The sequence below is a fragment of the Natronospira bacteriovora genome (genome assembly GCF_030848495.1).
GTDB lineage: Bacteria > Pseudomonadota > Gammaproteobacteria > Natronospirales > Natronospiraceae > Natronospira > Natronospira bacteriovora.
Genome location: NZ_JAVDDT010000002.1, coordinates 480950 through 501687, shown reverse-complemented (window position 1 = coordinate 501687; position 20738 = coordinate 480950). Strand labels below are relative to the sequence as shown.

The following is a 20738-nucleotide window of genomic DNA, read 5'->3' as shown; positions in this document are numbered from 1 at the left end:
GTCATTCCCCCCGACTACCGTCGTGCCTGGTCATGTACCTGCTCGCATCTGGGAAACCCTCCCCAGAAACAGTCACTTATGGAATTGATTTAAAGTGGAACGTTGGCTTACGACACCACACATCAAGGGGTGCTGTCAATTTTTTCCGAAACGCACTCGTTCAGAAAATGCCGGAAATGACGACGTATCGCCCGGGCCGACCCGGCCAGGGCATGACCATCCGGCACCAGCAGAAGGTGTCCCGACCGTTCACGAGCTGCATTGATGCTCTGATCCACCGGTACGATGTCGTCTTCCCAGCCGTGAACCAGCCAGGAGGGCACATCCGCAGGCAACGTCGCTGTGTCATGCTCGGGCATGTCAAAGGCCGGCGCCATCAGGAACAGGCCGAGCGGCGGAACACGGCAGGCGGCCATTGCCGATACCCAGCCTCCCATGCTGGATCCCACCAGGAGAAACGGACGCGCCTCTTCCGCCAACAGGGCCAGTAAGGCGGATAAGCGGTCGTGACCATGGGAATGTTGGGAATAATCCGGGCTGACCACGTCCAGGCCGTGCTCACCGGCAATTCTGGCCAGATAGGTGATCTTGCTTCCCCATGGGCCGCTTTCCTTCCCGTGCGCGAAATAAACCACAGCATCCATCAGTCCGCCTCCACCACCTGGTTGCGCCCCCCATCCTTGGCGGCATAGAGAGCCCTGTCCGCCGAGCGGATCAAAGCGTCCAGGTCTGTCTGCTCCGAGGCGGCAATCGCCACACCCACACTGAGCGTGAGTTCGCCGCTCTCCAGCTCGGGTTCAACGCTGAGACCTTCGGCGGCTTGGCGAATCCGTTCCGCCGCCTCCATTGCCCGTTTACGACCGGTCTCGGGCAACAAGGCGATGAATTCCTCGCCACCGAAACGGGCAAGCAGATCCGATCGCCGGAGCTCATCCACCAGCAAGTGGCCGAATGCCTTCAGGCAGCGGTCGCCAACCTCATGGCCATGGCGGTCGTTGATGGCCTTGAAATGATCCAGATCGATCAAGAGCAACCCCGTCTCATGCCCATAGCGACTCGCCCGCTGCAACTCCTCACGGGCGCAATGCTCGAAGTGTCGACGATTAAGCAGCCCGGTCAGACCATCCGTTGTTGCCAGCTGTTCAACACGGGAGAACAACTCCGCTTTCTGCAGGGCCATCATGGCCTGCGTCCCGATGGAGGAAAGCAGGTCCCGTTCCGGGTGCGTGAAAGCCGACCCTGAGCGGGTCAGAACCAGCAAGCCGAAGCTGCCCTCGCTGACCTCAACAGGAACCAGGGCCCCAAAGGAGGTCTTTGGTTCCGGGAAGGAGAGCAGAGTCAGCTCCCCATGCTCCATGAGTTGAACCACGCCCAGCTGGCGGGTTCGCGCGACGGCATCCCGCAACAGGACAGGAACCCGTTCGAGAGCCGTCTGCCTGGCCCTTGCTCCACGACTGCCCTGGCAGATCAATTGGCCATCCACCTCCATGAACATCGCCACCGCCTCAGCGTCGACCAGTTCCTTCAGGGTCTCGGCCAGACGATCGATCAACAACCCCTGATCCAGGGAGCCTGCCAGTCGGGTGGACATTCGATGGAGCTGTTCCGCCAGATGCAATCGCTGTTCTTCCTCACGTCGCGCCTGTTCAAGCTGCTGACGCCGGGCGTAGGAACGTACCCCCAGAAAAACCAGCAGAAGCACCAGCAGCGAATAGGCGATATAAGCCAGGGGGTGAAGCCAGAAGGGTCGTTCAACACGGACGGAAAGGCTGGCGCCCGTCTCGTTCCAGATCCCGAGACTGTTGGCCGCTCTTACCTGAAAGACATAGGCCCCGGGCGGGAGATTGGTGAAAATGGCGCGATTGAGCCCGTCACTGGAACGCCATTGCTCGTCAAAGCCCTGAAGGCGGTACTCAAAGCGATTCTTGCGCAGATTTCGAAAATCCAGTGCCGTGAAACTGACAGACAGGAACCGCTCTCCGTAGGGAACGGAGACCTGCCCCCCTGATTGGGCCAGATCAAATTCGTTGAAGCGCTTGCTCCCAATCTGGACGGACGTGATGGCAACCGGCGGAGGGGGGGCGGTGAACTCCAGCTGATTGACGTCAAAAAGATTGATGCCATTCAGACCACCAAAGGCCATGCGACCGTCCGGAAGGCGTCGATAGGCACCCGCATTGAACTCGTTGCTCTGCAAGCCGTCGCTCACATCAAATGTCTGCAGACTGCCGTCATCGGAACGAATCACCACCAGACCCTGGGCGGTCGACGCCCAGATATTCCCGTCCGGATCCATGGACACGGCATAAACGGAATCAACGGGAAGGTCGCCAGAGGCATCGTATCGCTGGCTTTCCCCGGTATTCGGATTGATCCGGTAAAGACCCGACTGGGTAGCCAGCCAGAGCCTGTCACCGGCCTCCTCCAGAACCCCTGACACACCGCCGTGCTCGAGCGTCAGAAGCCGGCCTTCACCCTGCCAGTCCTCCGGTCCGATGCGAAGGTCGATGCGGTCGGATGCAATGTCATAGCGCGCAACCCCGCGCGAGCCGACTACCCAGAGATGCTCTTCCTCCGCACCCATCCAAATCCCAAACAGGTTCGCCATCCCGGTGCGATCGGCACCAAGCATTCTGAACCAGCGTTCGCCACCTCCCGCCGAGGGAAGCCGTGCCACAATGGTGTCACCAAGGGTCAGAAACAGGCGCCCCTGATCATCACCGGTCACCGAATAGACCGGATACCAATACTGCGGTGGATCTTCCTCCAGCTTTCCGAACAAGGGGATTCGCTCGTAGCGTGTCTGGTCCACCGAGGCACCGGATTCCATTCGCCACAGACCGGCCAGGCTCCCGATCCAGAGTGTCCCGTCCGGATCCAGGTACAGAGAGGAGACATGGGGCGGTTCCTCCCTCTCGGGGTCAATGTCGGGCTCAAGCCGGGTCACGGATTGCAAGCCGATCTCGCGGGGCCAGTGAAGCCGGGCCAGCCCACCCTGGGTTCCAACCCATATCTGACCATCCTGATTCGCTTCGATCGCCCAGACCACCGGGTTGGGAAGGCTCGCCTCATCGAGAGCATGGTGACCGAAATGCCCGAATGCCAGGGCCTGGGGGTTCAGTCGCTGAAGCCCGCTGTTCTCCGTCCCCACCCAGACAAGCCCGCTTGAATCGACCATGAGCGACATGAGTTCATTCTCGGCGAGGCCTCTGGGCATGGCCGGATCCGCTTCGAACTTCCTGACCTCGCCGGAATCAGGTGAATAACGCACCAGGCCGCCACCGTAGGATGCAAACCACAGGTCACCCGCCGGTGTCTCCGCGATTTCCCAGACCGGGGAAACACCGATTGCCGCACCCAGGGCGTGATCCGAGTCGAATTGGCGGACGCCCCCGTCCACGGGCAGCATGAAGACCCCGTTTGAACCCCCAACCCAGAGATTGCCGCGGGCGTCGGTGAACAGGGCGGCAACAAAACCGTCATTCGGAATGGCAGTGCCATCGGAGCGCTCATGCCAGGGCAGCAACTGCCCGGCTTCATTGACCCTCGCCAGACCACGACGGGTACCAAAAACCGGCAATCCCCGTGAATCGGCCGTAACGGCGACAAATGGCGCTGAAACTCCGGGGGCATCGCCGGCCTCCTCGGTCTGGGCAATTTCAAGCACACGAAATTCCGACTGCCCCGGCTCACGCACCAGAACGCCGTCCTGACTGGTGGCCCAGACCGTTCCATCCGGCTGAGCCATCAGATCCCAGATCAGACCATGAAGATCCGGTTCCGAGGCCTTGACGGGTATCCGTTCGACACGGCCCGAATCCGGATCGAGCCGGTGAATGCCACCCGTCATGGTGCCCACCCAGATGGCCCCGTCCGCGCCTTCGGCCAGTGATATCGCAAAGTTGTCCGCGAGGGATGCCGGATTGCCCGGTTCGTGACGGAACAGGCGAAAACCCTGGCCGTCGTAGCGATGAAGGCCGGCTTCCGTACCGATCCAGATGAAGCCTCGGCGATCCTGGAGCAGACTTCCCACTGTATTCTGGTGCAGGCCATCCTCGATGGTCAGCTGCTCAAAGCGGGCGAACTCCGGAGCCGGACCTGCGGACACCAGGGTGGGAAGGGCAAGAAGAGCCAGCGCAAGCAACGCCACACGGACCTGACCATCAAAATGTAGGCAATCTCGCAAAACTCTGACTCCCACTGGCGGGAAACGACGGATCCCCAACAACCACCCGTCACGGGTACGCCATCAACGCTCCGCTCATGGCAGGCCCGACAGACTCACACCCGCATACCAGGCACCATCATAGAAGGATAGGGCCACGCAATACAGCCCTCCAGCGCCGGCAAGCGCTCGCGCGACCCTGCAAACCTGATTCAATCACGATTCCTCGGCCGACTCGTGACCCGCTCAATGGCGACATCCACGGCTTTTTCCACGGCATCTTCCATCCGCGCGAACTCTTCCTCACTCAGATGACTACCGAGATCCACCGTGTTTCTGACATATCTGGGCGGAAGCTGGTTCAGCGCCACACAGGCCACATCCTCGACAAAACCGTGCGCCGGGCGCTCCATGCGCGACTCCATGCGTTTCCAGAGGTAATCCTGAACCAGTTGTTCATAGAAATTACTGATCTCAAACATGCCCCTCACTCCTCCAATCCGGCTGAACCCATGATCACGCCAGGCTTTAACGCTGTAAAGCCTGGCGCTTTTGGTAACACCGTCCCATTTAATGAAACGCCCTGGCAATGACTGCCGGCTGCATATTTTCGCCTCTGCGCATATACTGGGGAACCGGCAGGCCTGCAATGGTCTCAGGAATGGAATCCCCGGGTCGCTGCAGCACAACGCGGTCACCAAGCGAACACATGGAGTCCTGTGGATGGAAAACGTTTTCGTTGCCCGCCAGCCGATATTCCGCCGTGATCTTTCCCTGTATGGCTATGAACTGCTTTTTCGATCCGGCGTAAGCAATGCCGCCAACATCGGTGATGGCGATTCGGCAACATCCGAAGTCATCATGAATACATTCACGGTGTTTGGCCTCGATGATCTGGTTGGAGAGGCAACGGCATTCATCAATCTCACTCGGCGATTTCTGGTTGAAACCAGCCCCCTCCCCCTGCCCACCCGGCAGACGGTCATCGAAATTCTGGAAGACATCCGCATCGATGATGAATTGATCGCCGCCGTCGAACGATTGAAAGCCGATGGCTACACCATTGCACTTGATGACTTTCATTACACGCCGGACAGCGATCCCCTGCTGCACATGGCCGACATCGTCAAGCTGGAAATGTCGACCCTGAATTCGCCCGATGCCCAGAATCTGATTGACCGCCTGCGGCAATTCGACGTCAAGATTCTTGCCGAGAAAATCGAGGACTACGGCCAACTGGAACGTTGCCGCTCCCTCGGCTGCGATTACTTTCAAGGGTTCTTCCTGAGCCGACCGGATATCTCTGCAACCACGGCGATTCCCACCGAACGTCTCGCCATCATGGAATTGCTGGCCAAGATGCATGACCCCAAGGCCGACATCGCCGACATGGAAACGGTCATTGGCCGTGACCTTTCCCTGAGTTACAAACTCCTGCGCTATATCAATTCGGCTTTCTATCGCCGGGCCTTCGAGATTCGTGCCCTGCGCCAGGCCATCATGATGCTGGGCATGAAGGAACTCAGACGCTGGGGCTCGATCGTCTCTCTCTGCAACATCTCCGACAAGCCGGATGAACTCGTCAATCTGCTTCTGATTCGGGCTAAGATGGCCGATCTCCTCGCAAAGGACATGTTTCCCGATGAAGCAGATGCCTGCTTCATCGCCGGCCTGTTTTCCGGCCTGGATGCCATGCTCGACCGCCCCATGGAGGAAATACTCCAGCGCTTGCCACTGGCCGATGAAATCAAGGAGGCGCTGCTGCATCGAAGTGGCCCTGCCGGCCAGGTGCTGACGGCCGTACTGGGCTACGAAGAGGCTGATCCCAGCGGCCTCCATCTGCCCCAGCTCACGGCCGAACAGGTCAGGCAACACTATCTTGCTGCCGTACACTGGCAGCAGCAGCACCGCACCCTGTTCTAGCGCCTCAGAATCCCCACTCACCGTAAGCCGCGTCGGTGAACCACTAGGCCACATGAGGCTGCTTCTTGCGGGCCGCCTTGCAGCGATACATGGCCTGATCGGCGCGATCCAGCAACTGGCCCCGGTTGTCGCCTGGCCGATATTCCGACACCCCCATGCTGACGCCAGGTGCCATGGCCGCCCGATTCAGGCCATCTTCGATCTTGGCCCGGACGGTCTCTGCGCCTGAAGCATTGGTGTCTGGCAGGATGACCACAAACTCGTCACCACCGAGTCGCGCAACGCGATCCACACCGCGCAATCGGTCATTGAGGATTCCCGCAAGAACCGTGAGCATCCTGTCACCAATTGCATGGCCACACTCATCGTTGACACGCTTGAGATTGTCCACGTCCAGAAGAATCACGGAAAGCGGCTGGCGGCTGCGTTCCGCCCGCTGCAGCTCGACATCCAGGAAGTGATCCAGCCCGCTGCGATTCAGGCAGCCGGTGAGCCCATCAAGAAAGGCCCTCTGCTCGGCCACATGCAGGGCGAGAATGCGGCTGATTGCCGCAATTACCAATGGCGCGGCGACGGCCAGGGCTTCCCCGCACGGGTAGCATTCCTTCCCGAACACCCGGAGACGTCCAAGCCGTTGTCCATCGTGTACCAGATCGCCATCCAGGAGTGGTGTACCCCACTCGCCCCGGCTCCATCGCCCGGCGTCACCGGCATCCAGCTCAACACCGGTGATCGCCGACGCATGATCAGTGGATCGATCACAGGGCCCCGGCCTGTGCAGGGCCGCGACCGCTTCCGCGGGGGTCTCCGCCCGCAGCAACGGGCCGAGCAAGCAAGACACTGAATGGTCAAATGGAGAATTCTGCATGGGTCCTCACCGAAACAGATCGTGAGGCATCACATGCAAATCACATGCCTGGAAAGATAATTCCTTGAATTACGGTGACTTGCGGGATCGCGCGGAAGCGACGACCGGCAAGGGCTTGCCGGCCGTCGGAGTTTCGACGGGTGATCAGGACGGTGAAACCGCTTCGCTCATCAGCTTCTCGTCGTCCTTGCGGTGAAACAGGCTGTAGAGCACCGGGATGACCAGCAGGGTCAACAGGCTGGCGGAGAGCAGCCCGCCAATGACCGCCCTCGCCATGGGTGCCTGCTGTTCGGCGCCCTCCCCCACACCCAGAGCCAGGGGCAACATGGCAAACGTGGTGGTCAGGGTGGTCATCAGCACGGGTCTCAGGCGACGGCGGCCGGCTTCCACGATCGCCGCTTCCAGGCGCAAACCATCCCAACGTTGCAGACGCGCCGTCTGATCGACAATCAGAATGGAGTTATTCACCACGATCCCGACCAGCATGATCATGCCAATCATTGACTGCATATTGAACGTCGTTCCGGTGAGGAAGAGCATGAAGCTCACCCCGATGATGGCCAGGGGCACGGTGAACATGACAATCAGCGGGTCACGAAGGGACTCGTAAAGGGAGGCGAGCACCATGTAGACCAGAATGATTGCCATGATCATGGCCAGACCCAGTTCCGAGAATGCTTCCTGCTGATCTTCAAACTCACCGCTCACGAAGGCTTCATAGCCCTCCGGCATCGGTATATCCCGCAGGAGCGACTGGATGTCGGCCGCCACCGAGCCCAGGTCACGCCCGCTGATGTTTGCGTAGATCACGCTCAGGCGCTGCTGGTTCTTGCGATCGATCTGCTGTGGCCCGATGCCCTCGGTAATGTCGATGATGTTGCGCAAGGCGATCTGCTGCCCCTGATCATTGGGAACCGTCAGATTGAGAATCTGCGGCTGGGTCAGCCGTTCGGAATCCCGCATGCGGAGCAGCATGTCGTATTCGCGCCCCTGTTCACTGAACTGGCCTGCCCTGACACCACCGATGGCGGCCTCCAGCGTCCTGGCGGCACGCTCCACCGAGACTCCCAGATCGGCCGCCCGGGTCCGATTGATGACCATCAACTCTTGCGGGATCCCTTCTTCCCGGCTCAGGCGGGTGTCCGTGATGCCCTCCACGTCCCGAACCCGTTCATTGATATCGTCGGCGAGGGACTGGAGGCGATCCAGTTCGAAACCGCGAATTTCAATCTCGAGGGGTTCGCCATCGCCGCCCCCGGTGCCCATGCGAAGAAGAAACAGGCCCTGACCGGCACGTGTGCGGATGGTTGCACCCGGGATGTCCTGTAACAGCGGCCGAAGGTCGGCGGCAATCTGGTCACTGCTGCGGTCACGCTCCCGCACTCCGACGAGATTCAATCGAAGCTGTCCGGTATGACCACTGCCGCGCCAGCCGGAAGAGCCCATTCGCGTGTAGCTGGACTCCGTTTCCGGCACGGCCGGGATGACAATGTCTTCCACCTTTCGCATCACCTCGTCCAGCAACTCCAGACGAGTGCCCGGGGCCATCTCCACGCTGACACGGACTTCACTTTCATCCGCCGCGGGCATGAACTCCGCACCGATCCGGGGAACCAGGGTCAGCGCCAGCAGCAGAATGAGGGCGGTGACCGCCAATGTCATGCCACGATTCAGCAGGGCCATCTGCAACAGGGAGCGATAGCGCTCCTCCAGTCTGTCGAAACCACGGCCCAAGACCTGCGCCAGGCGCTTGAAGGGATGTGGCCCTCCCGTCAGGGCCTGTCCTTCATCCTTCAGGATTCTGGAGGCCAGCATCGGAACGACCGTCAAGGCCACCAGAAGCGAACAGATGAGCGCAAAACCAACGGTATAGGCCAACTGACTGAACATTTCCCCGGATATCCCCTGGGCGAACACCAGTGGCGCAAAGATCACCAGGGTGGTCACCGTGCTGGCAATGATGGCCGGCCCCACCTGTGACGTGCCTTCGATCGCCGCCTCGGTGCGATTGTCCGCTTCCTCCTTTCGAACCCGGGATATGTTCTCCAAAACCACAATGGCGTTATCCACCATCAGGCCGACCCCGAGGGCCAGGCCGCCAAGGGTCATGAGATTGAGGGTGAACCCGCCGAAGAAGATCAGGGCAAAGGTGGCGATCAGCGATGTGGGAATCGCCACGGCAACCACCAGCGTACCGCGGATGCTGCGCAGGAAGGCCAGCAGTACCAGTACCGCCAGAATCCCGCCGTAGAGAATGGTCGTGGTCAGATTGTCGATGGAGTTCTGAATGTATTCCGACTGATCGATCACCGGAACCAGACCGATTTGTGGATAATCCCGGGCAATGCGACGCATCTCCGCATTGACCCGTTCGGCTACATCAACCGTATTGCTGCCGGCCTGTTTGCGAACCGCAATTCGCACACCAGGGTGTTCATTGATGCGAATGATACGGGTAATGCGCTCATGGCTGTCGGCCACCTCGGCAATCTGACCGAGGCGAACGGGCCCGCCATCCCGTCGAGCCACCACCAGGCGCTCGATTTCTTCCAGACTCTGGAATTTGCCGGGCGTCCTCACGGCCACATCCAGCCGACCGCGCTCAACCTCGCCGGCCGGAACGGTAATGTTGGCTTCTCGCAGGGCGCCACGTATCTGATCCAGGGGCAGATCAAGTGCCTGCAGACGTTCGGGATCCACGCGGATCTGAATCTGTCGACTCAAGCCACCCCAGATATCCAGGGAAGCCACGCCCGGTATGCGCTCGATCCGGTAACTCAACTCTTCGTCAATCAGACTACGCAGAGCGATCGGGTCCAGGTCGCTGGATACCCCGTAGATGAGGATGGGAAAACTGGCCGGGTCAAACTTGCGCAATCGTGGCCGATCGGCCTCGTCCGGCAGAGCATTGACGATCTGATCCAGGCGATCGCGGATGTCGTTTGCGGCCACATCCAGATCCACGCCCCACTGGAAGGTCACCCGCACGTTGCTGCTGCCTTCCGACGATACCGACGTCAGCTCCTCGATACCGGCCACCGTGGCCACGGCTTCTTCCACGCGCCGTGTAATCGTCTCCTCGACCTCTTCGGGGCTGGCATTCTCGTAGGAGGTTGCCACAGTCAAAGTCGGATAGGTCACATCCGGCATCAGATCGATGGGAAGACGGCTCAGGCTGAACAGCCCGACCAGGACGGCGATCAGGGCCATCATCGTGGTAAACACAGGACGATTGACCGTCAGCTTCGCAATCTTCATTTCTGGAATGTGCTCCTGTCACCGCCACGATCTTGAGAGAATTCAACCGTGATCGGGCGAAGGTTCAGTGGTTGGATCAACCGGATTCCGGAATGCGCACGGGCGTTCCATCTCCCAGGCGGTGCTGGCCCAGCGTCACCACATCGCCTTCGATTGCCGGCGAGAGGATCTGGGCGTACTCCGGTGTCCTGACACCGACGGTCACTGGAACGAATCGGGCGACCCGCCCCTCTTCACCCCTTTCACCATCCTGCGTTTCAATCAGGAATACGCCACGCTGACCGGCATGGCGTGTCAGCGCATCCAGTGGTACCACCCTGGCATCCTCGATGGTCTCGACGGCAATCTCGAGCCTGACGAAGAAGCCGGGACCGAGGCGACCATCGTCATTGGGCACATGCAGCTCCACGCGGGCCTGGCGGGTATCCTCGCGCAGCTGGGGGGCAATACGGGCCACGGTTCCGGGAAACACCTCACCGGGCCAGGCATCACTGCGAATCGCCACGGATTGGCCAACGCTCAGGCGAGCAAAATCTCGGTCGGTAACAAATGTGACGCCACGCAGGGCACCGGTTCCTAGAACGGAGACAATCGCTTCATTGGCGGAAACGTTCGATCCTTCGTCGATGAAACGCTCTCCGACCACGCGTGTCTGCTCACCCCCTCCATTCCATTCGGCACGAACCGTGGCATAGGACCGTCGCAATTCGGCGGCGCGCAGGGCAGCAAGACGCTGAGCCACCTGGGCACGATTGACTTCAACATTGGATCGGGCGGCCTCGAACTCGGATTGCCCCACATCGTACTCCGACTCGGATGCAAGGCCCTGCTGGCGCAACTCCTCGAGACGCCGGTATTCACGCTCGCGAACATCCCGTCGCGCCTGGGCGTCCTCGAACTGAGCCCGCGCTACATCCAGCGCCGCCTGCGCTTCGGCCACCTCCTGTTCGAACTCCTCATCGTCCAGTCGCGCGATGACCTGGCCACGCTCGACCGTGTCGCCGATATCCACCGTCAGCTGACGGACGCGGCCGCTGACCTTGGAGGCAAGCATGAATTGACTCTCGGGCAGAAGGGTACCCGTGTAATTCGCCACGTCCTGGATGTCCCGAAACTCAACGGGGGCGGTCTCGACGGCCACGGCCTGCCCCCCCCGCTGGAAACCATCGGGGGCTCCGCGCTGGCCATCCGGCCCACCACCAAACCACCAGACCAGAGCGATGGCAGCGGCAAGGCCACCGAGTACAACTGCCTTGATGTTCTTCATTCCTCTGGAAATCCTTATCGGCGTTGAAGAGGTCATTTATTTGAATTTTCGAAGAGACGTCAGGATTCAACGACACCCACGCCTGTGACCAGACCGGGCAGCGCAGGTTCCAACGAAATCGAACGATTATCGACGCCCTGCCTCCGACCAGACCTGCAGTTCCAGGTAACGCCGCTGCGCATCGCTCTGAATGGCGCCAGGCCGTGCCTGCCGGACACGTGCGATGGCTGCGGCTGCACTCAGGCCCTGCTCCATGAGCAGACGGCCCGCCACCGTGCCAGTCCGCCCGAGCCCGGCAAGACAGTGAACCAGAATCCGCCCCCCCGAACCGAGGATGTACGTCACCTCGGGTTCCGATTGTCGCCAGGCCTGCTCAAAGGCCTGTCCCGGCGCCTGAAAATCCCCGATCGGGCAATGCCACCATTGCATTCCCGCCCGTTCCACGGCTGGACCCAGGCCCTCCAGGCCCAGCCAACGCAGTTCCGAAGCTTCATTGAGTGTCAACACGCCCAGGGCACCCCACTCCGCAATTGACCGAAGTTCTTCTTCCAGCTGCGCGTGACGCCGCAGCGGATTACCGGGCCGGGTGCCGGGACAGCGGGAAAGCCCCAGCACGCCAGGCATGCCCGGCAGCGGAAGGCTGTCAATCGTGATCATTCACAGGACACCTCTTAACAGGAGCCTCGGATCAAGCCCAGCATGCACGCAATCGCCTTACAGGTAAGGCGTAAACAGACGGGCTACACCGTTGCGCAGACGAACGGGCAGAGAGCGAGCGGACAACATGCCGCTGGTAATCTCGTGGCAGGTCGCCAGTCGGCTGTCGAAGCCCTGATTGAGATCCCTCAGCAGCCATTCGTCATAGCACTCCACATTGCACTCGAAATTCAGCGAGAGGCTGCGTGGGTCCCAATTGGCCGAGCCCACCAGGGCCCAGGCATCATCCACCGTCAGCAACTTTGAATGATCGAAAGGCGGTGGCGAATACCAGATACGCACACCCCAGCGGAGAAGGGAGCCAAGCTGGGGCTCGCAGGCCCAGGCAACAATGGGCAGATTGTTTCTGGCAGGCAGGATGATGTCCACTTCCACGCCTCTCAGAGCCGCTGTACACAATGCGTCCCTGAGGGTGGCATCGGGAAGAAAATAGGGCGTCATGACACGAACCCGGGACTTGGCAACGGCAATGGCGCCACTCATGACCTGGCGCAGCGTATCGTAGCGTTCGTCCGGGCCATCAGCGATCACCCTTGCCAATGACGCGCCTGGTCGTTCGGGCGGAGGAAACCAGCGTGCTCCGCGCAGGGCCTCACCGGCACTGAAGGCCCAGTCCTCGGCGAAAACCGCCTGAAGCTCTGAGACCACCGGCCCCTCAACCGAGAAATGCAAATCCTGAATCGGGTGTCTGGGATGGCGTTGCAGGCAATTACCCTCCGCAATGTTCATACCCCCGACATAGCCTTGGCGACCGTCCACGACCATCAGCTTGCGGTGGTTCCGAAGGTTCATGAACGGCAGATTCCACGGTAGCCGGGGCGGCAGAAAGCGCGAATGTGGTATACCACGGCGACGCAACACACCCTCAATGGTCGGCAGGGTGTAGCGCAAGCCCACTGCGTCCACCAGCACGCGGATATCGACGCCGCGATCCCTGGCCCGGCCCAGCGCCTCGGCAAACTGCTTTCCGACCGAGTCGTTATTGAAGATATAGGTGCTCAGGGAAATGCTGGTGCTGGCCGACTCGATCGAAGCGAGCATGGCTGGGTAGGCCTCATCTCCGTTTCTCAGCACCCCCAGGCGGTTGCCTCCGAGGAGGGGCTGTCGGGCCACGCGATTGGAGAGACGGGACAGGGGCTGGAGGGCGGCCGGGACGAAGCGATCCAGGGACCCGGGTGCAAATGCAGCCAGATCCTGCTCACCCTGCACGCGTTCCATTCCATGACGCAGGAGTGTCGCCCGGCGCTGAATGCGGTTGACGCCCAGAAGCAGATACAAAATCGAACCCACCACGGGTGCCAGCCAGATCACGCCCACCCAGGCCACTGCCGCGCGGGTATCGCTCTTGTTGAGAATGGCATGCCCAGACACTACGGCGGCCAGCGCCAGGGTTGCCAGAGCCAGGGCGGGCGTACCCCACGCCGCCAGAGCCGATTGCAGAAACTCCACCTTCCCCCCTCAGCCGAGCTCAGCAAGAATCTCGCGATGGATGGTCAGATCATCGTCGGAAAAAAGAACGAAGCGAATGAGACGAACCGCGGATAGGCTGGGAGCCCGCTGAACCATGACATGCAGCGCAATGGCGGCAGCATCGCGCTTTGGGTACGCGAAGGCGCCGGTGGAAATCGCCGGGAATCCCAGGCTACCCAGTTTCGCTTCCTCCGCCAGATCGAGTGCCCGTTCGTAACATCGGGTCAGCAGACGATCCGAGGGCTCATCCACGCCGTAGACCGGCCCCAGGCAATGAATCACATGCCGATTGGGCAATGAAAACGCAGGGGTAATGACCGCCGACCCCGGATCGATCGGGGCAAGCGGGCGGCAGGCTGCTTCCAGTTCCGCCCCCGCGGCCCGGTGAATGGCACCGGCCACCCCGCCGCCCGGCATCAACCCGGCATTGGCGGCATTGATGACCGCATCAAGATCCGGCTGGCGCGTAATATCGCCTTTCGCCAACTGTATTGTGACGGAATGAAACTGACGCTCCATGGCCACCACCTCCCGACGGGCCGGACACGCCATTCAGCATAGCAGCCGGCGAGCGGTTCAGCCGGTGTAGCGCTGGAACACAAGCGTCGCGTTGGTGCCGCCGAAACCGAAACTGTTCGACATGACCCGGTTCAGCTGCACCGAATCCCGGCGCTGGGTCACCACCCCCTTCCCTTCGGCCGACGGATCCAGATTTTCGATGTTGGCCGAAGCGGCGATGAACCCCTCCTGCATCATGAGCAGGGAAAAGATGGCTTCATGGACACCAGCGGCACCCAGGGAATGCCCTGTGAGGGATTTGGTGGATGCAACGGGCGGCATGTCTTCTCCGAACACCGCATTCATGGCTTCCAGTTCCGTGATGTCGCCCTTGGGGGTACTGGTGCCATGGGCATTGACATAGTCAATGCCACCATCGAGCGATTCCATGGCCTGCCGCATGCAGCGGACTGCGCCTTCACCGCTGGGAGCCACCATGTCGGCACCATCCGACGTCGCCCCGTAACCGACCAGTTCCGCGAGGATCGGGGCATTGCGGGCCTGGGCGTGTTCCAGATCTTCCAGCACCAGCATGCCGCCACCACCGGCAATGACGAAGCCGTCACGATCCCGGTCGTAAGGCCTTGAGGCCTTTTCAGGCGTGTCATTGTATTTCGACGACAAGGCACCCATGCCATCGAACATCATGGTCATGGTCCAGTGTTCGTCCTCACCCCCACCGGCGAACACCACATCCTGCTTGCCAAGCTGAATCTGCTCCATGGCATTGCCAATGCAATGGGCACTGGTGGCACAGGCCGAAGAGATGGAGTAATTGATGCCCTTGATGCCGAACGCCGTGGCCAGACAGGCAGAGGTTGTGCTGCTCATGGCCTTCGGCACGGTAAAGCTGCCGACCCGCCGGATACCCTTCTCACGCAGGATGTCCGCTGCCTTGACCAACCAGGACACAGACCCCCCGCCGGAGCCGGTGATCAGACCGATCCTGGGATCCGACAATGCCTCCGGGTCGAGGCCGGCACCCCGGGCTGCCTCCTCCATGGCCACGTAGGCATAAGCGGCCGCGTCGCCCATGAAGCGCATGGGCTTGCGCGGCACGCGGGCTTCGAGATCGATATCTGGCCGCGCGGAAACCCGACTGCGAAGACCCAGTCGTTCATATTCCTCATTGAAGCGAATGCCTGACCGGCCATTCCTGAGGGAATCCACGACGGTTTCCGGATCATTACCCAGGCAGGAAACGATGCCCATTCCGGTGACAACGACTCTACGCACAGCGGTCTTCCTTATGATCGATTGAGTAAAGCCGCCATCTTACCAAATCATGGCTGCCGACAACCGCTACCGCCCGTATTTCAAGCGACCGTTCGGTCCGGTTTGACGAACACCCCGTCCATGCGCCAAGTTGAACCTCAGTGCGCATAATCAGCGGGAGAAGAAAATGACGGCGAAAACCTCAACACGACAAGGTGATACCCATATCTCCGTGCTCGACCCGCAGGATGACAGCCTCGTAGCCGAAGTCCCCCGTCACGATGCGGCCGGCATGCGCAAGGCCATTGACCGGGCGGATGCGGCGCGCGACCGGGCCCGGCGCATGCCGGTCCACGAGCGCATGCGCGTTCTTTATGACGCTTCCGATTACGTGGACCGGCACCGCGCCGAGTTTGCCGACACTCTGGCGCGAGAAGGGGTAAAGACCATCAATGAGGCCCGCGCCGAAGTTGCCCGGGCCGTCATGACCCTGCGGCTTTCCGCGGAGGAGACCCGGCGCATCGTGGGTAACACCATTGCCTTCGACCAACGCCCGGGCAGCGAGAACCGCTTCGGGTATTCCCGCCGCATTCCCGTGGGACTGATTGGCGCCATCACGCCCTTCAATGACCCGCTGAATCTGGTGGCGCACAAGGTTGGCCCGGCCATTGCGGGGGGCAATACCGTCATTGTCAAACCGCATGAGGCAACCCCGCTATCGGCCCTGAAGCTGCTGGAAGCCTTCGAAGCTGCGGGCATCGAGAACGGCATTTTCCAGGTTGTGACTGGCTACGGGCATGATGCCGGGGATGCCCTGGCCGTGGATGAGCGGGTACGGATGATCTCCTTCACGGGTGGCCGAAGCACTGGCGAGAAGATCATGCAGCGTGCCGGTCTGAAGAAGTTCGGCATGGAACTTGGAAGCAACTCCCCCACCATCATCATGGATGATGCGGATCTGGAGCAGGCCATCCCGGCCGTGGTGGGTGGCGCCATTGCGGCGGCTGGCCAGAACTGCCTGCATGTACAACGACTGCTTCTGCATGAGTCCATCTATGAGACGGCTCGGGACCAGTTCGTGGCGGCCATGACCCGGGTTCGCTATGGCGACAAGTATTCCGAAGACATGGACATGGGTCCGTTGATCGACAAGGCGGCCGCCGAACGGGTCGAACAATCAGTCGAGAATGCCATGCGTGACGGAGCTCGCCTGCTGACGGGTGGCCAGCGCGATGGAAATTACTACGCACCCACGGTACTGGAGGCCGTCCCGGCGAACCATCCCATGGTCAAGGATGAGATTTTCGGCCCCGTCACCAGCCTGCATGCCTTTGCCAGCGAAGATGAAGCGATCGAGATCGCCAATTCCGTGGATTACGGCCTGCATGCCGGGGTCTTCACACGTGATGTGGACACGGCCTTCCGGGTAGCGGATGCCCTGGAGTGTGGTGGTGTCATGATCAATGACAGCAGCGACTACCGGCTGGATGCAGCACCCTTTGGCGGCGTCAAGGGCTCCGGCATCGGTCGCGAAGGCGTGGGCTATGTCCTCAATGAAATGACCGAGCCCAAGGTCTATTGCTTCAACATCCGATTCCCCAAGGGCTGGACCTGATGCCGAACCGGGGAAGCTGTGACTGAGAAGCTGAACTCGACCGGCGCCACACGGTCAACCTTCAGGCAAGGGATCATCCCGTTTCACCGGGGGGTGGAATCAGGGGCTCGGCATCGATGGCAACCGTGAAAGGCAGACTGCTGCGGCTAGGGGTTCACATTCGCCGCCACCCCCTCTTCTTCGCCGCAGTGGGTTTTGCGTCCGGCCTGGCCAGCTTTCTGCTGGTGGAACGCCAGGAAGAAATGGCCGCCCTGATTGCGCTGTTCATGCTGGCCAGCTGGGCCTGGCTGCTGCTGGAGCATCCCATCCGGCGCCTGCTGCACACGCTGTTCAGACTGGATCTGCCGCCACCACTTCTGCGTTTCACGACCCAGATCGTTCATCAGGAAAGCTTTTTCTTCATTCTCCCCTTCCTGTTCATCACCACCTCCTGGGAAAGCCCCCAGTTGCTGTTCTCTGTCTTGATCGCACTGGCGGCACTGATCTCCATCGTCGATCCGCTCTACAACGGCTGGCTGGCGCGTCGTCGATGGATGTACCTCGCCTACCACTCCCTTGCCCTGTTCGCTCTTCTGCTGGCCGCCCTCCCGGTCATCTTCCAGCTCGACACCCTGCAGACCTATCTGATTGCCACCGGGCTCGCCGTTGCCTTCGCCTTTCCCTCCCTGTGCCGCGTCATCCCGGTCGGTGGCCTTGCCTGGGCGGCTGGCCTGACCGGACTGACCGTGGCATTGGCGGGTGGTGCCTGGCTTGGGCGGGTGATGGTGCCCCCGGCCACACTCTGGTTGACCAGCGTAGTGATTACAGAGGACGTGGACAGAGACCAACGTTCCGCGGGCAACGGCGTGGATCGCATCCCGGCAGACCTTCTGCAAAATGGCGGCATTTATGCCTATACCGCGGTTCGCGCGCCCCGGGGTCTAAGAGAGACCATCTATCACCACTGGATCCATGACGGCCAGACCTATGACGTGATTCCGTTGGAGATCACCGGCGGGCGTGAAGCCGGCTACCGTGCGTGGACGCGCAAGGAAAACTTCCCGCAACGGCCCGAAGGTCAGTGGGAAGTCAGGGTCAAGACCCGTTCGGGACAGATGATTGGGCGAACCCGTTTTCAGGTGGAGTCCGAGCCAGGGGCATGACACTTTCAGCGCCGACGCCTGCGGTACTCACGCATGATCTGCCAGATCTTGAGACCCACCGCCAGCAAAAGCAGCACGCCCATTCCGGCCCATGAAGCCAGAATACTCAAGATATCCGACAGCAAGCCGATCATGCCGCTTCGATCCCTTTCTGCTCTTTTCCTCGCCAGTGAATCACCGCATGACGGGAGTAGCGGGCGTTGAGCCAGAGGGAGAACACGATGATTCCACCCCCGATGGCCAGCCGTAGCAGATCCGCCTCCCGGTTCCAGATGAGCAGATTCACCAGCAGACCCGCCGGCACAAGGAGGTTGTTCATGACCGCCAGCGTCCCCGCATCCACGAGGCAGGCCCCGCGATTCCAGAAATACAGACCCGCGCCCGACGCGGCCAGGCCCAGCCAGGCAATCACGCCCCATTGCGTGAACGTCTCGGGCAATCGGCCGACATCACCAAACCACCAGAAGCTGGGCCCGGAGACCAGCATGGCGCCGGCGAAGAAAAAGAAAAAGAACCGCCAGGGCGGCACATCCATCGGGTAATGGCGCATCAGATGGCGATACCCCACCTGTCCGGCGGCAAAACCGAGATTGGCGGCCTGAATCAGCAGAAACCCTGTCCAGAATGACTCACTGAGACCGTCGTAACGAATCAGCCCGGCCCCGATGACGGCGATGACCGCCGCCAGCAGGGCCACGGGCGCGAAACGCCGCCGCAGACCATCATCGATCAGTGTCACATAGAGAGGCGTCGCCACCGTGAAGAGCAGCACTTCGGGGACGGTCAGGTAGGCAAAGGAGCGATAGAGGCAGAGGTAGGTCAGTCCGAATTGCAGCCCCCCCACGGCCATCATGCCGGCAATCAGCCCGGTCGGAAGGCCCCGAATTCGCAGCAATGGCAGGAAAACCAGCCCGCCAAGCAGCACGCGGCTGAGTACGGCAAAATCGCTGTCCACCGCGCCAGCCAGGTAGACATCGATCAGACTGAAGGAAAAAGCCCACAGAAGGGTCACAAGCAAGAGATAGGCCATGCTCCGTAAAACTCCTGGCATCCGATGGGGCACCCCCCAAATGGGTGCTTGAACCCCCCGCGTCCTCAGGTAATATCGGCCTGTCGCAATGACAATAGCAAGCCAGCCGCCACCAGAGACGGGTGGCCACTCGCCCAAGGGGTCAAAAAAGGAGGTATTTCATGCGATTTGGCAGCTTCAAACCACTGTTTGCCCTTACCGCCCTGGTTCTTCTGCTGAGTGCCTGTGCGGGAGGAAGCCCGATCCAGCATCATGAAGGCAAGACGGTCTATACCCAGATAACCATATGGGCCGACGGTAATCAGCACCTGGCCACCAACTACCGCGTCGGCTACCAGATCCCCGTCAACACGCGGGTCGAGATTCTTGATTCCAACCGTGACGCCATCGTCATCAACGTACCGGACATCAATCGCAATGTACGCATTGTGAACGTACCCGGTTACACCAACCTGGACATCGAAGGCATCTACGACCGCTATTTTTCCGACAGCCGCGTCAATCTCAACCGCTTCGATGCCGCCACTCGGGAAGCCATCGAGAAGGGTGAGCCCAAAGAAGGCATGAGCCGTGACGCGGTGGTGATGGCGCGTGGCTATCCGCCGGCACACCAGACCCCCAGTCTCGACCAGAACACCTGGACCTACTGGCGAAACCGTTTTGCCCGCCAGGTCGTCACCTTCTCGGGTGACAGTGTCTCCGAACTGGAAGGCTTCTGACCACCACCCTCGGCGACAGAAAAAAGCCGGGCCCATTGGGTCCGGCTTTTTTCATGCAAGCGCCATCATCCTGGAATACGGGGATCAGTCGTCCTCGTCATCATCGGCAAAGAAATCCAGATCCTCCAGCTGCCCCAGCAAGGCAGTGGCGATATTCGACAAGTGAGCAATGACCCGCTTGTAGTGGCGCGCCAACAGTGAATAGGCCACGGCTTCATGCATTTCCACAGCCTCTTCTTCCTTGAAGAGATCCTGGATCACGCCATCACAAATGCCACGGGCCTGTCTGGACAATTCGATGGCCTGCTGAGCCAAATCCTCATCCGAGGCCCGACAGGCCTTTGAGACCATATTGAAGATCTCGTTGATGTCGGCCGAAACCTTATCCAGGGGCTCGTGATACCGCGGCACATGAAATCCACGCGTGTAAAACTGCCCGACCTCGAAAACATTCTTACAGTAATCCCCGATTCGTTCCGCATCCTTGGCGACACTCATCAGGGCCAGGCAGACAGCCACGTCATAACCGGGATTGACCGTCAGATAGCGAAGCACCTTGCGGCGAATCGACCGCTCCAGTTCATTGATGGCACGGTCACGCCGATAAATGGCATCATGCACTTCCTCGGCCGGCACCTCACTGTGCAACACCTCATTCGCGCGCTGGAACATCCAGGCCCCATGATCCAGCATCTCGCTGAGATCAGCGAAGGCCTTGTCCACCGAATTCTTCTCCGATGCCAATGCGCTGAAAATCTGTCTGAACATCTCGCTCTCCCGCCAGATTCCAC

The 20738-nt window shown here is 60.6% G+C and carries 17 protein-coding genes; 4 read left to right on the top strand and 13 right to left on the bottom strand.

Annotated features, from left to right (window positions below; translation table 11 throughout):
* Positions 1-122: 122 nt before the first annotated feature.
* The 3 genes from RBH19_RS05110 to RBH19_RS05100 form a co-directional block, all read right to left on the bottom strand.
* Positions 123-644 (bottom strand): alpha/beta fold hydrolase, encoded by a 522-nt coding sequence (locus tag RBH19_RS05110; RefSeq protein ID WP_306727728.1) that lies wholly within the window; start codon positions 642-644, stop codon positions 123-125.
* Positions 644-4186 carry a diguanylate cyclase gene (locus RBH19_RS05105; protein WP_306727727.1) on the bottom strand — a complete coding sequence of 1181 codons (3543 nt, stop codon included), beginning with the start codon at positions 4184-4186 and terminating at the stop codon, positions 644-646. Before RBH19_RS05105 ends, RBH19_RS05110 begins: the two co-directional genes overlap by 1 nt.
* Positions 4187-4377: 191 nt before the next feature.
* Complete coding sequence (locus RBH19_RS05100) at positions 4378-4647, bottom strand: late competence development ComFB family protein (protein WP_306727726.1); 270 nt, start codon at positions 4645-4647, stop codon at positions 4378-4380.
* Positions 4648-4888: 241 nt separating this feature from the next.
* Here RBH19_RS05100 and RBH19_RS05095 point away from each other — a divergent pair, with 241 nt between their 5' ends.
* On the top strand, positions 4889-6088 hold the full coding sequence (locus tag RBH19_RS05095; protein ID WP_306727725.1) for an EAL and HDOD domain-containing protein: 1200 nt from the start codon (positions 4889-4891) through the stop codon (positions 6086-6088).
* Positions 6089-6131: 43 nt separating this feature from the next.
* Here RBH19_RS05095 and RBH19_RS05090 read toward each other — a convergent pair whose 3' ends face one another.
* The 7 genes from RBH19_RS05090 to fabB form a co-directional block, all read right to left on the bottom strand.
* Positions 6132-6956: a GGDEF domain-containing protein gene (locus tag RBH19_RS05090; protein ID WP_306727724.1), complete on the bottom strand. Its 825-nt coding sequence runs from the start codon at positions 6954-6956 to the stop codon at positions 6132-6134.
* Positions 6957-7100: 144 nt separating this feature from the next.
* The gene (locus RBH19_RS05085; protein ID WP_306727723.1) at positions 7101-10214 is read right to left on the bottom strand and encodes an efflux RND transporter permease subunit; all 3114 of its coding nucleotides are present in this window, start codon (positions 10212-10214) and stop codon (positions 7101-7103) included.
* A 76-nt stretch (positions 10215-10290) separates the two neighbouring features.
* Positions 10291-11481 carry an efflux RND transporter periplasmic adaptor subunit gene (locus tag RBH19_RS05080; RefSeq protein WP_306727722.1) on the bottom strand — a complete coding sequence of 397 codons (1191 nt, stop codon included), beginning with the start codon at positions 11479-11481 and terminating at the stop codon, positions 10291-10293.
* Positions 11482-11607: 126 nt separating this feature from the next.
* The gene (locus RBH19_RS05075) at positions 11608-12138 is read right to left on the bottom strand and encodes a phosphatase domain-containing putative toxin (protein ID WP_306727721.1); all 531 of its coding nucleotides are present in this window, start codon (positions 12136-12138) and stop codon (positions 11608-11610) included.
* Positions 12139-12195: 57 nt separating this feature from the next.
* Complete coding sequence (cls, locus tag RBH19_RS05070) at positions 12196-13647, bottom strand: cardiolipin synthase (protein ID WP_306727720.1); 1452 nt, start codon at positions 13645-13647, stop codon at positions 12196-12198.
* A gap of 9 nt (positions 13648-13656) precedes the next feature.
* Positions 13657-14187, bottom strand: a complete 531-nt coding sequence (locus tag RBH19_RS05065; RefSeq protein WP_306727719.1) for a macro domain-containing protein — start codon at positions 14185-14187, stop codon at positions 13657-13659.
* A 57-nt stretch (positions 14188-14244) separates the two neighbouring features.
* Positions 14245-15462: a beta-ketoacyl-ACP synthase I gene (gene fabB / locus RBH19_RS05060; RefSeq protein WP_306727718.1), complete on the bottom strand. Its 1218-nt coding sequence runs from the start codon at positions 15460-15462 to the stop codon at positions 14245-14247.
* A gap of 166 nt (positions 15463-15628) precedes the next feature.
* Between fabB and RBH19_RS05055 the strand changes: the two genes are divergently transcribed.
* Entirely contained in the window at positions 15629-17056 is a 1428-nt protein-coding gene (locus RBH19_RS05055) for an aldehyde dehydrogenase family protein (RefSeq protein WP_306727717.1), read from the top strand.
* Positions 17057-17172: 116 nt separating this feature from the next.
* On the top strand, positions 17173-18198 hold the full coding sequence (locus tag RBH19_RS05050) for a DUF5924 family protein (protein WP_306727716.1): 1026 nt from the start codon (positions 17173-17175) through the stop codon (positions 18196-18198).
* 5 nt (positions 18199-18203) lie between these two features.
* On the opposite strand, the gene RBH19_RS05045 is transcribed toward RBH19_RS05050, so the two are convergent.
* Positions 18204-18332 carry a hypothetical protein gene (locus RBH19_RS05045; RefSeq protein WP_306727715.1) on the bottom strand — a complete coding sequence of 43 codons (129 nt, stop codon included), beginning with the start codon at positions 18330-18332 and terminating at the stop codon, positions 18204-18206.
* Entirely contained in the window at positions 18329-19228 is a 900-nt protein-coding gene (locus RBH19_RS05040; protein ID WP_306727714.1) for an EamA family transporter, read from the bottom strand. The genes RBH19_RS05045 and RBH19_RS05040 overlap by 4 nt, the downstream gene beginning before the upstream one ends.
* 161 nt (positions 19229-19389) lie before the next feature.
* Between RBH19_RS05040 and RBH19_RS05035 the strand changes: the two genes are divergently transcribed.
* Positions 19390-19947 (top strand): hypothetical protein, encoded by a 558-nt coding sequence (locus RBH19_RS05035; RefSeq protein ID WP_306727713.1) that lies wholly within the window; start codon positions 19390-19392, stop codon positions 19945-19947.
* 84 nt (positions 19948-20031) lie between these two features.
* Here RBH19_RS05035 and RBH19_RS05030 read toward each other — a convergent pair whose 3' ends face one another.
* Positions 20032-20715 carry a PhoU domain-containing protein gene (locus RBH19_RS05030; RefSeq protein ID WP_306727712.1) on the bottom strand — a complete coding sequence of 228 codons (684 nt, stop codon included), beginning with the start codon at positions 20713-20715 and terminating at the stop codon, positions 20032-20034.
* Positions 20716-20738: the final 23 nt, after the last annotated feature.